This is a genomic window from Rhizobium sp. BK661, assembly GCF_024808825.1.
In the GTDB taxonomy this organism is placed as follows: domain Bacteria; phylum Pseudomonadota; class Alphaproteobacteria; order Rhizobiales; family Rhizobiaceae; genus Rhizobium.
In genome coordinates, this window is the sequence record NZ_JANTYT010000002.1 from 63,044 (window position 1) to 79,719 (window position 16,676).

Here is a 16,676-nt window from a genome sequence, read left to right on the forward strand (position 1 = left end):
CTATGTCTTGAAAGCGGTTTGAGGCGAAGCGCGGAGCGCGCATGTCGACAGCGGTTGCCATTCTGGGGGGTATCGGGCTGTTCTTGCTCGGTATGACCGTCATGACCGACGGCCTAAAGGCGCTGGCGGGATCGGCGCTGCGCACCGTGCTAGGCAAGGCCGCTGCAACACCGCTTTCGGGCGCTTTTTGGGGCGCGATCGTCACTCTGCTCGTCCAGTCGTCAAGCGCTGTGACGATGACGACGATTGGCCTTGTCAGCGCCGGACTCCTGACCTTCCCGCAAGGACTCGGCCTCGTATTTGGAGCAAATGTCGGCACGACGGGAACCGCCTGGCTCGTGGCGCTGATCGGTGTGCGCGTCTCGCTTTCGACCTACGCCTTGCCGATCATCTTCTTTGGCGCGCTGGCGAAGTTGCTTGGTGGTCGGCGGATCGCGGCCATCGGCGGCGCCCTCGCGGGATTTGCGCTGGTTCTCTATGGTTTGACAACGTTGCAGCAGGGCATGGGCGGCTTGGCCGAGACCCTGCATCCGTCCGACCTGCCGCTGTCCTCGGCACGCCGGGTGTCGGCTGGATGGAGGGCTCGGTCGGCCTCTTAAGCCTTATCGTCGTCGGCTTGGCGATGACGGCAGTCATGCAGTCCTCGACAGCGTCGATCGCCGTGACCATCTCGGCTTTCTACGCCGGTGCGGTCGGCCTCGAGCAGGGCGCGGCCCTGATCATCGGTCAAAACATCGGGACGGCGACCAGCTCCGCCTTGGCGGCCATTGGCGCCAGCGCAACGGCCAAGCGCCTGGCTCTTGCCTATGTCCTGTTCAAGCTCATCGCAGCACTCATCGCAATCGTCGCCTTTCCTTTCACGGCGCCGCTGATGCGGGCCTTTACCGCATCGATCGATGGGATGACGCTGCTGGCTGCCTACCATACGGCCTATAATGTGGTCGGCGTCGCAGTGCTCCTTCCTGCGACGGAGTGGTTCACCCGCACGGTCGAGCGGCTCTTGCCCTCCAAGCAGACGGCACTTCAGCAAGCGCTCGATCCAAGCGCGCTCGCCAGTCCGGTGATCGCCGTCGAAACCGCACGCCGTGTCATAGCCGGCGTTCTCGGAAGGATCGCGGCCGCCGTTTCCGCGACCCTTTCCGGCGGCGGCACGCAGTCAACCGAGGCCAACGACGCGGCCGCGCTTCTGGAAGTGCGGGCGTTCCTCTCCGAACTGAGTGCCGGTCCAGAGACGGACGCTGAGCGCCAGCGTATGACGAGCACGCTCCACGCACTCGACCACGCCTCCCGCCTCCTCGAAAGCTTGGCCGACGGCGGTCCGCTAAGACATCCGGCCGAGGCAACAGATGGCCTCCGCACCACCGATCTTTGCACACGCACCATGCGTGCGGTGGAGGCAATCGCCGGTTCCATCACCTCGGAATGTGCTCTGACCATAAAAGCCACCCCCATCGGCTGGAACGTCTCGGCCGAGGTCGCCGTGGCGCTCGCTGACGCCGAGGCTGCTGCAAGCGCGCTAGAAGTCCTGCAGCGCAACCATCGCGCCGCCATCCTCGCATCCGTTGCCCCAGGCGAGCTGACGGCGGCGGACGCATTTGCGCGGATCGATGCTGCCCGACGGCTGGACCGGATCGCTCATCACGCCTGGCGCGCGGCCGTCCATCTCCTCGGTCGTGGTGCAAATGCCGATTGAGGCGTGTCGTGAGCCGACGCGAGCGGGCAAGATACGGCGTTGCCGCTCTTTTTTGAGAGGAGAGACCTCGGCGGGGGTTCCGCGACAACCACCGAGGTCTCCCTGTACCCCTTCGAGAAGAATTCTTGAGGTAGAGCGCGCAGCGATTTTGGAAACCCAATGACGACGCATAAATTGAGTCAACCGGCGTGCGGGGCGATGCCATCGTCACAAGCGGACCGGCTTGTCGCTCCGTCGCTATCCTTGCCAAACGCAAAACACCCAGCCCGGCTATTGTGCTAGATTGCGTCATCACGTGCTTCCGTTGCGGAGGGATCGAGAATGCAGCGCAAGCTGGCCACGATCATGGTCGGGGATTTCGTCGGCTCCACCCCTGCTATGGAAACGGACGAGGAAGGGGCAATTGTCCGAATCGATGCCGTCCTCGACACGGTTCGTTCGGTCGTCCGGCGTCATGACGGCCGTGTCTTCGGCACCGCAGGCGACGCCCTGCTCGCCGAGTTCAGCAGCCCTGTCAACGCGCTGAGGTGCGCGATCGCGGCGCGTGCCGAGATCGCCGCCATGCCTGGATCGAGCGGTGGCGAGATGCGTTTCGGCCTCCACGTTGCAGATGTCGTCGTGGTCGGCACGGACCTGCGCGGCGACGGGGTGAACATCGCCGCCCGCATCGAGACGTCGGCTCAACCTGGCGCAATCGAGGTTTCAGGGCTGCTATACGACCAGGTCCGGCGGGTGTCGCCATGCGGGTTCGAAGATACCGGCGAACGGCAGCTGAAGGGCATTATCGAGCCGATCCGGGTCTACCGGGTCACCGAACTGGTGGACCGCCACGTGTTTCAGTTCGCTCCAACGCGTTCCACGCCGAATGCGGCCCAATCTCCTCGTACGAACTCGATCGCAGTGGCGCGCTTCGACATTGCACCCGGCGCTGTCGTGGATCAATCTTTCCTGGCGGAAGGCATTACCGACGACCTCACACTGGAGCTTAGCCGCCTGAAGGGATTGTTTGTCAGTTCCCGCTCCGCGGCAACCGCCCTGACGACCAAAGACCCGGTCGAGATCGGCCGCCTACTCGGCGTTGGCTATGTCATCAGCGGTTCCATCCGGCAAGCGGGTGACGAGATGCGGATCAACATCCAGTTGACGGAAACTGGTGAGGGTCTGGTCATCTGGTCCGATCGCATCACGCGTCCGTTTCGCGAATTGCTCGATGTCATGGACGAGATCATCGCGCGCGTTGCAGCCACCGTCTCTGGACGGGTCGAGCAGTCGGAACTTGCTGCGGCTCGGTTGAAGCGTCCGGAAAACATGACCGCCTACGAGTATTATCTGCGCGGACTTGACCATCACCGCCTGATTGGCGTCTCGGATAGTCACATCCACGAAGCCATGGCCTGGTTCGAGCGCTCCATGACCACGGACCCCGGGTTCGGCCGGCCTTTCGGCATGCACGTCTGCTCATGGAGCAACCTGCCAAGTTTTGACCTCCAGAAGGCGGAACAGCAGGTCGCACACGCGCTCGCCCTCGATCCCACGGACCCTGAAGCCCATCGCATCATGGGCGCGATCAAGATGAAGTCAGGCGATTTCGTTTCGGCGCGTTACCATCATATCCGTGCGCATGAACTCGCCCCGAACGACGCCTATATTCTCGGCCGCAGCGCGGCGTTCTATGTTTATGCCGGAGAGCCTGAGCGCGCCCTCGAAATGCTTGATCGCGCCGAGACGCTCGATCCCTTCCTGCCAGTCTGGATCACCGAGGAGCGAGTGGCGGCCCTCTACGCGCTGGGTCGTTTCGACGACATGCTGCGCGTCGCGCTCACACTGCCCTTCCAGACGAGGAGGACGTCGCTCTACCAGATCGCTGCCTGCATGGCCTGCGGCAACACGGCACGGGCTGAGCTTCTGGTTCGGCAGGCGCTTTCGCTCGATCCCGGTCTCTCGGCAGTCTACATCAGGATGCAGGAAACCTATGCGGACACGTCGATCACGGAGACCATGATCCAGCGCAATTGCGATGCCGGCTTGCCATTGACGCCGCGGAAGCCCGCGGTCCGGAAGAAATCGCTCTTGCTGAGATGACGAGCGCCGAGCAGCGTGCCTTCGCGTTCAGCTCACGACAGGGCGAAGATCCTTACCTCTCTCCCGATGCCGTGAAGCTCCTCCATCCGGGAGACCGAGCTGATGCCGCTATCTCGCAGGATCTCCGAAACGTGGGCGTCCCCGACAATCGCTTCCGTCGTCAGGATCACGTTTGGATCGGCAAGGCCCTGCACGCGCGACGCGATATTGACCGTCTGGCCGAAGTAGTCCTGCCGGTCGTTCAGGTTGACGGCAAGGCATGGTCCCTCATGGATGCCGATCTTCAGGAGGAGATCGTCGCTGCCATGTTCGGCATTCAATTGAAGCATCGCCTCCCGCATCCGCAGGGCGGCCGCAACCGCGCGGTCGGGGCTCGGGAAAGTCGCCATCACAGCATCGCCAATCGTCTTGACGACCGCTCCGGCCTCCGTGGCGACGATCTCGTGAAGAACCCTGAAATGGGCCCGCACCAGGTCGAAAGCGGCGAGATCCCCCACACGCTCGTAGAGGGCGGTCGAGCCTCTGAGGTCCGTGAAAAGGAACGTCAGGCTTGTGATCTTCAGCCGCTGGTCGACGTCAAGCGTGTCGGTCCGGTAGATGTCGCGGAAGCTCTGGTTCGTCAGCAGACGCTTGGCCGTCAGGAATGGTCGCCTGCTGCCCAATAGGTTATGCAGGTCGTCTCCAGCGACGCAGATGTTCGGTACAACTCTGCGATCGGTGTGGTTCTCGAGGGCGATCCGCAGAGGGCCTGGACGGAGCGTTAGCGTATCGCTCAACGCATGCCCGCGACTGATGACCATCGAGAGGTTCTGCCGTTCGCCGGTCGGCTCGCCCTGCACGTCGATGAACTGCGCCGAATGTGTTACCGCATCGAAAATGATGACGAATTGTGCCGGCAGTCGTACGGAGACGAAAGCCTTCTCGCCCGGATCCAGCTCGATGATCTCCAAGAGGATTCGTCCGAAGATCGCTTCGAAGTCCTCTGGCAAATCGACGCCGGAGCTGAAGAAGATTTGACGGTAGTACTCCAGCGGAGGTAGCCGATCGGGATCATGGGCAGCGATCCGGCGCACGCGCGGACTGACCGTGAATGTCACCTCGACCATCTCGTCGAGCGTTGGCTCGTAGCCAGCTGCACAGAGCGCGCAATGGTAGCTCTCCTGGTCGACGGTCTTGAGGGTCGCGCCGGTGTCAAGGACTCCACCACAACCTGGACAAAGGACATTCCAGGTCATCTCGAACACGCCCAGACGGGCCGCATGCAGCAGCGCCGCGATCGTTTTCTCTTCATCGAGATGATGTGCCTTTGCGAAGGCCAGCGCATTGATGCGATTGAGATCCCGATCCGAGCCGCGCATGACTGCGTTCTCGATGCACTCGACCGTCTGCCGGTCGGCCGCCTGTCGCAGGGCGGCAAAAAGCGCGTCCACTTCACTCATCAGACAAGCCTCTCTGCGCCTGGTCCCACGACGGACGGCGCAGGAGCAGAAATCATAACACGGGAACGCCCTGATAGAAATCTTGACACCTGACACTGCCCCCTAGCACTCCGGCGTATGCGCTGCGGATTACTACCTGGACTGGAGCCAAGTCGCCAGATCTTTGCGCCGCGGAAACCCAGGCGCCCGGTGCGAAAATTGCATCGGCCGGCGAAAACTCAGCTCCCAGCGGATCAGTCGTCCGGCAACCACCGACAACCGGTTCCCGCGCACTGCGCGCAGCACAGTCGTTGTAACTTTCTTTTTCACAGGGTCTTGTAACTATGATTTTCATAGTCAATTAGGGTCTTGTTGAAGCCAGTTCAACGACCGCGTTGCAAGCCAAGGAGATGACCAATGGTTGACGCCACCTACCCTCGAGAGCAAACCGCATTCCTTCTTGTCGATCCGTACAACGATTTCCTGTCCGAAGGCGGAAAGGTTCATCCACATATCAAGCCAATCGCCGATGAGGTGGGGCTTCTTGATAACCTCCGCCGTTTGGATGGTGCCGTGCGATCGGTGGGCATCCAGGTGGCCATCGTTCCCCACCGTCGGTGGGAGCCCGGCGACTATGAGGATTGGGATCACCCAAATCCGACGCAGCAATTGATCATGCACCGCCACAGCTTCGCGCGCGGTGAGTGGGGCGGCGAATGGCACCCCGATTTTGCGCCGAAGCCCGGCGACATCGTCGCCAAGGAACACTGGGGTCAAAGCGGGTTTGCCAACACCGATCTCGACATGCGGCTGAAGCAGAAGGGTATCACCCATGTGATCGTGGTCGGATTGCTCGCCAACACCTGCATCGAGTCCACTGCCCGTTTCGCGATGGAACTCGGTTATCACGTGACCCTTGTGACCGACGCAACGGCCGCCTTCTCGCACGCGATGATGCATGCGGCGCATGAGTTGAACGGTCCGACGTTCGCGCACTCAATCCTGACAACAGCGGAACTGATCGAGGCTTTGCCTGAGGCGCAAGGCTAAACCCAAAACGGAACCTGAAAGGTACGGCAATGAAAGAGACACCAAAGGCTGAGAGCGATGCCATGTCGGGGCTCCGGCGCCCGGTCATCTTCGGTGCGGAAGTGCGTCAGGCGCTCGAAGCCGCGAAGCCTGAGGTCGTCATTAATCAGCTCCCCTGACTCCCGGCCCACCGGCTAAGCGTCGATGACGCGCTCAAAAGGCCGGTGCGAAGGTCGTCTATCATGACCTCTCACTAACGGGAGCCGCCAACCACAAGGCGAAGGCATCTCTCGGCTCCTCTCCGCGACCATGGCTCTGGAAGTCTTGAGGGCAACGGCCGAGAAGACGAGGGAGCGACGCCGTTGCCAATGAGGACAAGGAAGGCTTCACATCCCCCCAATCCCGCCGGTCTGGAAGACCTTCGAAATGCTTCACAGTGTCGTCGAGCTGCACCCACGCATGTTTCGATTGCTCGAAGACGGACATGGCAGGCGGCGCGTAGGCAGGGTCGGCAAACGCGCCGACCCCCACACCGATCCAGGACGGCGCACCATCGGCCTTCCAATAGACGGTCGAACCGCAGGTCGGGCAAAAATACATATGAACCTTGCGGCCGCTATCGGCAGTGCGAATGAATTCGGTCGACGTCCCGCATATTTCGACACAATCGATTGCATAGAACGAATTGGCGCTGAACGGTGCGCCCGTTCTTCGCTGACACGCGAGACAGTGACACAGCGCCGTCAATAGTGGTGGTTCGCTAACGGCCAGTCTGAGAGCGCCACAGGCGCATTGGGCATCGGCCATAAAAACTCCTTCCGCTTACGCGGTGAGATCAATCGAGCTGTGAGGGGTGTAACGCAGGCCCGAACCGCAATTCATGCGAAGGGGCGGAGCCCTGATGCAATGTCGGCCTACTAAACATGAATGTAGACCGCGGACCGCCGAAGTCTAGTGGACCGCCTAGTACTACGAGCGGCGAGCGCCGGATCTCATACGACGAGCAACCTTTGGCGATCGTCGCCGGAGAGGCTGGTCCGGAATTTTCGTTGCGTTATGCTTGGTGGGCATCGCTTGGCAATTGCGTTTCGCGGGAACGCGCCCTTTAGTAGAGCTGGTCGTGGCAAACGGTGTATCAGGGCACAAGCGCATGGATCCCACACACTTGTTCGAACTGGTTATCGGTATGTTCGTGGCGATCATCGCGCTGCACTATGCCGCCGACCGGTTTGGGTTGCCGCCGTCCGTGGCCCTGCTTGCCGGCGGCGCGCTGCTCGCTTTCCTGCCGGGCCTGCCGACGATTACCGTCGACCCCGGTTTGGTGCTCGTCATCTTCCTGCCGCCACTCCTCATGGACGGTGCTTGGTCCATCGCTCTTCATCCGCTGCGCCGTCATGTGATCGGCATCGCCTCGCTTGCCATCGGAGCGGTGTTTTTCACCTGCGCCGTCGTGGCCGCTGTCACCCATCTCCTGTTTCCGTCGCTGCCCTGGGCAGCGTGCGCGGCGCTCGGCGCAATCGTTTCGCCACCTGACGCCGTTTCCGCCCGCGCTATCCTGGAGCGGGTACGGTTGCCCCGGCGCCTGCAAATCCTGCTCGAGGGCGAAAGCCTGCTCAACGACGCGAGCGGCCTCGTGCTGTTCCGTTTCGCGGTCGCCGCCGCGGTCACCGGGGGTTTCAGCGTGGTCGACGCGGCAGGAAGCTTCCTGCTTCTGGCAGCAGGCGGCGCCTTCGTCGGCATCATCGTCGGAACGGTCTGGGTTCTGTTCGTGCGGCGGCTCGGCGATGAGTACCTGATAATCGCCGGAACGACCCTGTTGTGTTGGGCCTCATATCTGCTGGGCGAACTGATCCATGTTTCGGGCGTCATTGCCACCGTGACCGCCGGCCTGATCATGGGTTGGTATCAGCACACGGTCCTTTCGGCCTCGACGCGCATGCGCGGCACGTCGTTCTGGACCGTGATCGTCTTCCTGATGGAAGCCGCTGTCTTCATATTGATCGGGCTATCGCTGCGCGGGGTCGTCGAACGCGGCGGCGGCTTTGGTGTCGTCGCTGCAACGATGGGATTGCCCATCCTTGCAATCCTTGTCGCACTCACGCTCGCACGCTTTGCCTGGCTCTTCGGATCCGACCTCGTGATCAAGGTCTGCAACCTTCTGGGTTTTGATCGATACACGCCGCTCGGCAGCCGCGGCGTAACTGTCATAGGCTGGGCAGGCGTCCGCGGCGTCGTGACGCTGGCGCTTGCCCTGAGCGTGCCGGAAGGCTTCCCCGGCAGGGACCTCATCCTGGTTACGTCGTTCGCCGTCATTGTCGGAACCGTGCTTGTGCAGGGAACGACGCTCGGACACGTCATCAGTTGGGCACGGCTGACCGAGCCCCAGGCGGAAAGGGCGCACCTCTCCATGAGCCAGGCCGAAGCTGCCATGGCCCAGGCGCAATTCGCGACAGTCCAAAGCCTGGCCTACGACAAAGAGGGAAACCTCATCCATCCCCAGCTGCTGGAGCGCTATCAGCGCAGGGCCGTGGCGATCGTCGACTATGCCGCACGCACCGACCACTACTCGCCGATCCTCCATGCCCATTTCGATGTCGTTCTCGAGGCGGTAGCGACAGGGCGCCGTGAACTGATCCGGCTCCACCGCGCTGGCGAGATCGACGACGAGACGTTGCATGAGCTGGAACGGGACCTGGATCTCGAGGAGCTCAGCGCGATTTCAGCCAAGTCGTGACCGAAGCCATGGTGATCAGCCGCGCCGGGCGGCTTCGATCTTAGCAACGTCGATCTTTTGCATCGTCATCATCGCGTCAAACGCACGCTTGGCTTGCGCGCCGCCAGCCGCGAGCGCTTCAGTCAGAACGCGCGGGGTGATCTGCCAGGAAACACCCCACTTGTCCTTGCACCAGCCGCATTCGCTTTCCTGACCGCCATTGCCGACGATGGCATTCCAGTAGCGATCGGTTTCCTCCTGATCGTTAGTCGCGATCTGAAAGGAAAAGGCTTCGTTGTGCTTGAAAATGGGGCCGCCGTTCAGGCCGATGCAGGGGATACCGGCAACCGTGAATTCGACCACCAGCACGTCTCCCTGCTTGCCGTCCGGATAATCTCCCGGTGCGCGAATGACGGCACCGACCGCACTGTCCGGAAAGGTCTCGGCGTAAAAGCGCGCGGCGGCCTCGGCCTCCTTGTCGTACCATACGCAGATCGTATTCTTGGGCATGTCGCGGTTCCTTCGCTGTTGGTTGCCGTGTCCTCCTGACATAAGGGGCAAACCGACTTTCTCCAGTTGAGAGAAGCCGTTTCACGCTTCTACAACCAAAAGCGGTCGAAGGTGCTTTGGAGACGGATGGAAACGACGGAATGCCTTAAGAGCCCACCGCGCCCTTGATCAGCGCCTTCGCGTCGTCGCTGTCCCAGGCGGCCGGGCCGTTCATGGCGGAGATCAGGCAGCCCTTGTCGTCAATCAACAGCGTGACCGGCAGACCGAAGGCAAGGCCTTCCTTCTTCAGGCTGTTGAACACCTCGATGGTGTTGTCGCGATAGAGCTTCAGCGCATCGACGCCGATTTCGCTGAGGAAGGCCTTTGGCTTCTCGTCATCGCCGGTGTCGATGTTGACCGGCACGACCTGAAACTTGTCGCTGCCTAGCTCCTTCTCCAATGTGTTCAGAGCCGGCATTTCCTCGCGGCAGGGCACACACCACGTCGCCCACAGATTGAAGAGCACCGTCTTGCCGGCGAAACTGTCGAGCGTCATCGGCTGGCCGTCTGCGCCCTTGAAGGCGACGGTAGTGAGCTTGCGATGCTCGTCAGGGGCAACCATCGCCGCCACCTGGCCCTTGAGCAGCGGTGCGATCCGCGTGGCAATCTCCTTTGTCGCCGCGCATTCGCCCGAGGCCGTTTGCGTCCCGCCATTGCCAGACCCGGCTTCCCTGATGTAAACCGCTGCCGCACCGGCAATAATGCCTGCGACGGCCGCGATCCCGATCAGCTTCAGGGATGGCAGGCGCAGGGGCGTTCTTGTCGTCATTTCATTCTCCGAGACACGCGTTCTTCAAGGCAGGCATCGTCATGGCCGACAGCACGGACACCAAATCCTCCAACCAGATGTGGGGCGGCCGTTTCGCCTCCGGTCCCGATGCGATCATGGAGGAGATAAATGCCTCGATCGGTTTCGACAAGAAGCTGTTTGCCCAGGACATCCGCGGCTCGATCGCCCATGCCACCATGCTTGCCCACCAGGGCATCATTTCCGCTGACGATAAAGACAAAATCGTCGCGGGGCTAAACACGATCCTGTCAGAAATAGAGAGCGGCAACTTCGAATTCTCCCGCAAGCTCGAGGACATTCACATGAATGTCGAGGCCCGTCTCGCGACGCTGATCGGCCCGGCCGCCGGTCGTCTCCACACGGCCCGCTCGCGCAACGACCAGGTGGCGCTCGACTTCCGCCTGTGGGTGAAGGAAGAGCTGCAGAAGACCGAGCAGCTGCTCACCAATCTGATCGCAGCCTTCCTCGACCGCGCCGAAGAGCATGCCGACACCGTCATGCCCGGTTTCACGCACCTGCAGACGGCGCAGCCCGTCACCTTCGGTCATCACTGCATGGCCTATGTCGAAATGTTCGGCCGCGACCGCTCGCGCGTCCGTCACGCCATCGAGCACCTGGACGAAAGCCCGATCGGCTCGGCGGCACTCGCCGGCACCGGCTATCCGATCGATCGCCATATGACGGCCAAGGCGCTCGGCTTCCGAGAGCCGACCCGCAATTCGATCGACACCGTTTCGGACCGCGATTTCGCCATCGAATTCCTGGCCCTCGCCGCCATCTGTGCCATGCACCTGTCGCGTCTGGCCGAGGAGATCGTCATCTGGTCGACGCCTCAGTTCGGTTTCGTCCGCTTGTCGGATGCCTTCTCCACCGGCTCCTCGATCATGCCGCAGAAGAAGAACCCGGATGCCGCCGAGCTGGTGCGCGCCAAGACCGGCCGCATCAACGGCTCACTGATCGCCCTGCTGACGATCATGAAGGGTCTGCCGCTCGCCTATTCCAAGGACATGCAGGAAGACAAGGAACAGGTCTTCGACGCCGCCGAAAGCCTGGAACTGGCAATATCAGCCATGACCGGCATGGTCCGCGACATGACAATCAATACCGCCCGTATGAAGGCCGCGGCCGGCTCCGGCTATTCGACGGCGACCGACCTTGCCGACTGGCTCGTGCGCGAAGCCGGACTGCCGTTCCGCGACGCCCACCATGTGACCGGCCGTGCGGTAGCGTTGGCCGAGAGCAAAAGCTGTGATTTGGCCGAGCTGCCGCTTGCCGATCTGCAGGCCATCAACGCTGCCATCACCGACAGGGTGTACGATGTTCTGACGGTCGAGGCATCGGTTGCCAGCCGCAAGAGCTTCGGCGGAACCGCGCCTTCGGAAGTGCGCAAGCAGATCGCCTATTGGCGCGCCCGCAACTGACCTCAACAATCAGGGTGCACAAGCTGGATAAACTTCGCTATGAAGATGTCCACCAGTGCCGCTTCCCAAGAGGAATTCCATGCAGAAGAGCTTGCCGCAGATCGTCCGCCTGACGGTTGTTTTTGCCGTGATCGGCCTTGCCGTCGCCGGGTGCGGACGAAAAGGCGATCTCGATCCGCCGAGCGCGAATGCAACGAAGACCGGCGACTCGTCGAAGCCGACGCCGCAGCCGGGCACCGCGAACAGGCCATTCATTCTCGATCCGCTTCTCTAAGAGGCCAAGACCGTGAACCATTTCCAGTACATTGACGGCGTCCTCCACGCCGAAAACGTTCCCGTTCCCGAGATCGCCAAGGGCGTCGGCACGCCGTTTTACTGCTATTCCACGGCAACACTCGAGCGCCACTACCGCGTCTTCGCCGAAGCGTTGAGCGGTGTCGACGCGATGGTCTGCTATGCCATGAAGGCGAACTCCAACCAGGCGGTACTGAAGACGCTCGGCAATCTCGGCGCGGGGATCGACGTTGTCTCCGAAGGCGAACTGCGCCGCGCACTGGCCGCCGGCATCCCGGCATCGCGCATCATGTTCTCGGGCGTCGGCAAGACGCCGCGGGAAATGGATTATGCGCTCGAGGCCGGTATCTACTGCTTCAACGTCGAGTCCGAGCCGGAACTCGAGATCCTCAACCAGCGTGCCGTCAAGGCCGGGAAAAAGGCACCGGTCTCCTTCCGGATTAATCCCGATGTCGACGCACGGACGCATGCGAAGATCTCGACCGGCAAGAAGGAAAACAAGTTCGGCATTTCATGGGAGCGCGCCCGCGCCGTCTATGCCCGCGCCGCGACCCTGCCTGGGATCGAAGTGACCGGCATTGACATGCATATCGGCAGCCAGATTACCGACCTGCAGCCGTTCGAGGACGCCTTCAAGCTGCTGCGCGAACTGGTCGGCACGCTGCGCGCAGACGGCCACGCCATACACCACGTCGATGTCGGCGGCGGCCTTGGCATTCCTTACCGCGATGACAACAACCCACCACCGTCACCGGAAGCCTATGCCGCAGTCGTCACGAGCGCGCTGCGCGAACTCAACTGCAAGATCGTCACCGAGCCCGGCCGCCTGATCGTCGGCAATGCCGGCATTCTGGTCACCGAGGTGGTTTATGTGAAGGACGGCGGCGAGAAGACCTTCGTGATCGTCGACGGCGCGATGAACGATCTCATCCGCCCGACGCTCTATGAGGCCTATCACGAGATCCGCCCGGTCGTGATCTCGGCGGCGAACGCGCCCCGCATCAAGGCGGATGTCGTCGGTCCTGTCTGCGAAACCGGCGATTTCTTGGCGCTGGACCGCGAAATGGCCATTCCGAAGCCGGGCGACCTTTTCGCCGTTAGCACCGCGGGCGCATATGGGGCGGTTCAGGCAGGCACGTACAACAGCCGCCTTTTGGTTCCCGAAGTGCTGGTAAAAGGCGGCGATTTCCACGTGATTCGCCCGCGCGGCACCTATGAAGAGCTGATCGGACTCGATTCCGTTCCGGCTTGGCTGGATTGATCACGCGCTCGACGATGACTTCACTTTTTGGCGAAGAGCCCTGAAAAATCGGGATCGATCGGCGCTTGCCCTCGTCTTCGCCACAAAGAATGTTATCCTTGATTGAGAGCGAATTGCGCTAGCAATCGCCGAAGCGCCCTCTGCCCTTGAACGCCAGCTCGCGGAGAACGGATTGAACAAGAGCTCCAGCAGGGAGAAAAACGGTGCATTTGCCCTGAGGCCATCCTTGGCAAGGCTGGTTGCGGCAAAGCGCTTTCTGGCGCGCTTGGTGCTGCTGTCCGAGCAAATCTTGCCGCTCTTCCTGCCGATCCTTTCCGTCGTGGCGCTGTATCTGGCGGCATCGTGGTTCGGCGTCTTCCGCTACGCACCAGAGTGGATCCGCCTGGCGCTGCTCGTCGTTTTCGCGATTGCCGCCGTCGCAACGCTGCTTCCGCTGCGTCGGCTCCATTGGCCCGACACGGCCGCTGCCGACCGGCTGCTCGAACAGCGCAACGGCCTGCAGCACCAGCCGGTGGCCGTCCAGGAAGACGAGCCCGCCACCGACACTCCCTTCGCGCGCGCCCTCTGGCGCGAACACCAGACGCGTATGGCGGAGAAGATCGCGGCGCTCGATACTGGCTTTCCGCGTCCCGACATCGCCTCGCACGACCGGATGGCGTTGCGCGCCGTTCCCGCGCTGCTTGTGGTGATGGCTTTCGGCTATTCGCTGTCGATGAACGGCGGCTCGATTACGGACGCGCTGCAGCCGCGACCGACACCGCAGGCGACCGATCCCGCCGTGCGCATCGATGCCTGGGTTACGCCTCCGTCGTACACCGGCCGCGCCCCGATCTATCTGACGGCGAATGGCACCGAGCAGGCGGCGATCCGCGTTCCTCAACTCTCGAATCTGACGATCCGCGTCAGCGGCGGCAAGACCGCCGAGAAAGTCATCTTCAGGAACGAGAACGGCGAGGCGCAGGAGATCGTGTCTCAAGAGGCGGGCAAGCCGACCGCGCCAATTCCGCAGCCTGAAGGCGCTGCAAATACGCCTCCGTCGGCTGCCACGCATGAGATGAAGCTCGAGGAAAACGGCCAGCTTGAAGTCAACGGCCGGACGTGGAGCTTCGATGTCATCGCCGACAAGGCGCCGGAAATAGCCTTCAATGGGATGCCGAAGCCGACGGTCAATGGTGCGCTCGAAATCGGCTTCACCGTCAAGGACGACTACGGCGTGCAGGAAGCGCGTGCCGAGATCGTTCCCGTTGATGCCGACCCCGCCGCAACACCTCTGTATCCACTGCCCGATTTCCGGTTGGACATCCCTCGCCGCAACTCGCGAGATGCGAAAGGCGTAACCAGCAAGAACCTCACCGAGCACCCGCTGTCCGGCAAGCGCGTCCGCATTACGCTCGTTGCCAAGGACGCTGCAGGCCAGACCGGCCGTAGTCCTCCGCATGAGATGACGCTGCCGGCCCGCCCGTTCAACGAGCCGCTTGCCGCTGCCGTGGCCGAGGAACGGCAGGTGTTCACGCTAGATACACGGAAGATGCCGGAAGCGGTTGCGCTGAACGAAGCACTGACGCTGCGGCCGGAAGAGACGATCCCGAACCTGACCAACTACCTGCTGCTGCAATCGGCGCTGACACGCATGAAGCTCACCAAGGGCGAAGAGGCGATGAAGGACACCGCCGATTATCTTTGGGACATTGCGATCGGCATGGAGGATGGCGACCTTTCGCAGGCCGAGCGCAACCTCCGCAATGCGCAGCAGAACCTGGCCGACGCGTTGCAGCGCAATGCACCGGATGCCGAGATCAAGAAGCTCATGGACGAGCTGCGCAAGGCAATGCAGGACTACATGAAGGAGCTCGCCCAGCGCATGCAGAATGCGCCGATGCAGCCGAACCAGAACGCGCAGAACATCATTCGCCAGCAGGACCTGGAGCGGATGATGGATCAGATCGAGAATCTGGCTCGCTCGGGCAATCGCGATGCGGCCCAGCAGATGCTCTCCGAACTGCAGCGGATGATGAATAATCTGCAGGCCGGCAGGCCGCAGCAAGGACAGCAGGGCCAGGACAACAGCCAGATGCGCCAGCAGATGGACAAACTCGGCCAGATCCTGCGTGACCAGCAGAAGCTGATGGAGGAAACCTTCAAGCTGGATCAGCAGCTGAAGGACCGCATGCAGCGTGGCGACCCCAACATGGGCATGAACGATCCGCTCCTCGACGACATGCCGATGGACAACGACGGCATGCAACAGGATCAACGGCAGGGCCAGCAAGATCAGGGTCAGAATCCGAACCAGAACCAGCAAGGTCAGAACCAGCCGGGGCAGCAGCCTTCGGATCAGATGACCGCGGAGCAGCTGCGCGAAGCCCTGAAGCAACTGCGTTCGCGCCAGGACGAACTCGGCAAGCAGCTCGGAGAGCTTCAGAAGGGGCTCGGCGACATGGGTATCAAGCCCGGCCCGGGCTTCGGCCAGGCGCAGCGCGAAATGGAAGGCGCCGGGCGTGAGCTCGGCCAAGGCCATGGCGAGCCCGCCATACAGGGCCAGGGACGCGCATTGGAAGCGCTGCGCCAAGGCGCGCGCGACATGATGAACCAGATGATGCAGGCAATGCAGGGTCAGCAGGGCCAGGGCCCACAGGGGCAGGTGGGACAAGGCAACCAGAACGGCCGCGATCCCCTTGGCCGTCCACGCCGCGCTGAAGGACCGGATTTCGGCGATCAGGTGAAGGTGCCTGACGAGATTGACGTCCAGCGGGCCCGAGAAATCCTCGACGCCATTCGCGAAAAGCTCGGCAACAACCCGACGCAGGCGATCGAGCGGCAATATCTGGAACGACTGCTAGACATCCAGTAGCGCGTTTGTGCCATTTCGGGTCACAATAGCGTGAGATTCAATGCCTCCACGCGAGAGATACCTATGTCTACTGTGACGCGAGATCGCGCGTCGTTTGGGCACGAGTTGAGGGTATTTCCATGAAAACGGAATTGAAGCTGATTGCAGCTGTCGCTCTTGGATTCGGCATGGCCGCAAGCACGGCAAGCGCATGGGATATCGGTGGTTTCGCAACGACCAACAGTGGCGGCAAGACGCTCGCTGCAGACGGTTACGAATCAAACTGGGATAGATCGGACCGCTATCGCCCGGCTCCCTACAGCATGGAGACGACGGGAAGCATCTCGTCCAATGGCTCGAAGGTACGGCGACCGGTGAATTGCCCGCCGCGGCCGGTTCCCGGTACGCTGCAGACGCAGGGTGGGAACAGCGGAACGACGATAAATTCGGCTTGCCCCGATTATTGAGAAGCTGCGGCTTTCTTACCGGTTGTGCCATCGTCTTAGTGAAGCGATGACAGAGTTGTGCCGATGCCATTGTCGACGCCAAGCTCCAAAATTGAACGCCAAGGCTAGCCTTGCCTGCCGAAAGCTTCG

General features: G+C 61.9%; 12 protein-coding genes and 2 pseudogenes. 10 read left to right on the forward strand and 4 right to left on the reverse strand.

Annotated elements, in window-relative coordinates:
* The first annotated feature begins 41 nt into the window (after positions 1–41).
* Positions 42–1,693 (forward strand): annotated as a pseudogene (locus FHX16_RS06620) (Na/Pi cotransporter family protein).
* 321 nt (positions 1,694–2,014) lie between these two features.
* Complete coding sequence (locus FHX16_RS06625) at positions 2,015–3,775, forward strand: adenylate/guanylate cyclase domain-containing protein (protein ID WP_183863637.1); 1,761 nt, start codon at positions 2,015–2,017, stop codon at positions 3,773–3,775.
* A gap of 32 nt (positions 3,776–3,807) precedes the next feature.
* On the opposite strand, the gene FHX16_RS06630 is transcribed toward FHX16_RS06625, so the two are convergent.
* The gene (locus FHX16_RS06630; protein WP_183863639.1) at positions 3,808–5,214 is read right to left on the reverse strand and encodes an adenylate/guanylate cyclase domain-containing protein; all 1,407 of its coding nucleotides are present in this window, start codon (positions 5,212–5,214) and stop codon (positions 3,808–3,810) included.
* Positions 5,215–5,610: 396 nt separating this feature from the next.
* Between FHX16_RS06630 and FHX16_RS06635 the strand changes: the two genes are divergently transcribed.
* The gene (locus FHX16_RS06635; RefSeq protein ID WP_183863640.1) at positions 5,611–6,243 is read left to right on the forward strand and encodes an isochorismatase family cysteine hydrolase; all 633 of its coding nucleotides are present in this window, start codon (positions 5,611–5,613) and stop codon (positions 6,241–6,243) included.
* A 29-nt stretch (positions 6,244–6,272) separates the two neighbouring features.
* On the forward strand, positions 6,273–6,401 hold the full coding sequence (locus tag FHX16_RS06640; RefSeq protein ID WP_259126849.1) for a hypothetical protein: 129 nt from the start codon (positions 6,273–6,275) through the stop codon (positions 6,399–6,401).
* 232 nt (positions 6,402–6,633) lie between these two features.
* Here the strand turns inward: FHX16_RS06640 and FHX16_RS06645 are convergent.
* A pseudogene (locus tag FHX16_RS06645) lies at positions 6,634–7,029 on the reverse strand (GFA family protein); the annotation flags it as partial.
* A gap of 343 nt (positions 7,030–7,372) precedes the next feature.
* Here FHX16_RS06645 and FHX16_RS06650 point away from each other — a divergent pair.
* Complete coding sequence (locus FHX16_RS06650) at positions 7,373–8,956, forward strand: Na+/H+ antiporter (protein WP_183863641.1); 1,584 nt, start codon at positions 7,373–7,375, stop codon at positions 8,954–8,956.
* Between the two features lie 15 nt (positions 8,957–8,971).
* On the opposite strand, the gene FHX16_RS06655 is transcribed toward FHX16_RS06650, so the two are convergent.
* Both FHX16_RS06655 and tlpA read right to left on the reverse strand, forming a co-directional pair.
* Positions 8,972–9,445: a VOC family protein gene (locus FHX16_RS06655; RefSeq protein ID WP_183863642.1), complete on the reverse strand. Its 474-nt coding sequence runs from the start codon at positions 9,443–9,445 to the stop codon at positions 8,972–8,974.
* 145 nt (positions 9,446–9,590) lie between these two features.
* Positions 9,591–10,253 carry a thiol:disulfide interchange protein TlpA gene (gene tlpA / locus FHX16_RS06660; RefSeq protein ID WP_183863643.1) on the reverse strand — a complete coding sequence of 221 codons (663 nt, stop codon included), beginning with the start codon at positions 10,251–10,253 and terminating at the stop codon, positions 9,591–9,593.
* Between the two features lie 41 nt (positions 10,254–10,294).
* Here tlpA and argH point away from each other — a divergent pair, with 41 nt between their 5' ends.
* The 5 genes from argH (at position 10,295) to FHX16_RS06685 (ending at position 16,547) form a co-directional block, all read left to right on the forward strand.
* Positions 10,295–11,695 carry an argininosuccinate lyase gene (argH, locus tag FHX16_RS06665; protein WP_183863644.1) on the forward strand — a complete coding sequence of 467 codons (1,401 nt, stop codon included), beginning with the start codon at positions 10,295–10,297 and terminating at the stop codon, positions 11,693–11,695.
* 79 nt (positions 11,696–11,774) lie between these two features.
* Positions 11,775–11,969, forward strand: coding sequence for an LPS translocon maturation chaperone LptM (locus tag FHX16_RS06670; protein ID WP_016556431.1), 195 nt, complete (start codon positions 11,775–11,777; stop codon positions 11,967–11,969).
* A gap of 12 nt (positions 11,970–11,981) precedes the next feature.
* On the forward strand, positions 11,982–13,250 hold the full coding sequence (gene lysA, locus FHX16_RS06675; RefSeq protein WP_183863645.1) for a diaminopimelate decarboxylase: 1,269 nt from the start codon (positions 11,982–11,984) through the stop codon (positions 13,248–13,250).
* A 172-nt stretch (positions 13,251–13,422) separates the two neighbouring features.
* A complete protein-coding gene (locus FHX16_RS06680; protein WP_246712657.1) occupies positions 13,423–16,101 on the forward strand; it encodes a TIGR02302 family protein in 2,679 nt (892 codons plus the stop codon).
* A gap of 119 nt (positions 16,102–16,220) precedes the next feature.
* Complete coding sequence (locus FHX16_RS06685; protein WP_183863646.1) at positions 16,221–16,547, forward strand: hypothetical protein; 327 nt, start codon at positions 16,221–16,223, stop codon at positions 16,545–16,547.
* The last annotated feature ends 129 nt before the right edge of the window (positions 16,548–16,676 follow it).

Coding starts and splice junctions, on each gene's coding strand:
- argH (WP_183863644.1), top strand. CDS start 10,295: ATGGCCGACAGCACGGACACCAAATCCTCCAACCAGATGTGGGGCGGC.
- FHX16_RS06670 (WP_016556431.1), top strand. CDS start 11,775: ATGCAGAAGAGCTTGCCGCAGATCGTCCGCCTGACGGTTGTTTTTGCC.
- FHX16_RS06635 (WP_183863640.1), top strand. CDS start 5,611: ATGGTTGACGCCACCTACCCTCGAGAGCAAACCGCATTCCTTCTTGTC.
- FHX16_RS06650 (WP_183863641.1), top strand. CDS start 7,373: ATGGATCCCACACACTTGTTCGAACTGGTTATCGGTATGTTCGTGGCG.
- FHX16_RS06625 (WP_183863637.1), top strand. CDS start 2,015: ATGCAGCGCAAGCTGGCCACGATCATGGTCGGGGATTTCGTCGGCTCC.
- FHX16_RS06685 (WP_183863646.1), top strand. CDS start 16,221: ATGAAAACGGAATTGAAGCTGATTGCAGCTGTCGCTCTTGGATTCGGC.
- FHX16_RS06640 (WP_259126849.1), top strand. CDS start 6,273: ATGAAAGAGACACCAAAGGCTGAGAGCGATGCCATGTCGGGGCTCCGG.
- FHX16_RS06655 (WP_183863642.1), bottom strand. CDS start 9,445: ATGCCCAAGAATACGATCTGCGTATGGTACGACAAGGAGGCCGAGGCC.
- tlpA (WP_183863643.1), bottom strand. CDS start 10,253: ATGACGACAAGAACGCCCCTGCGCCTGCCATCCCTGAAGCTGATCGGG.
- FHX16_RS06630 (WP_183863639.1), bottom strand. CDS start 5,214: ATGAGTGAAGTGGACGCGCTTTTTGCCGCCCTGCGACAGGCGGCCGAC.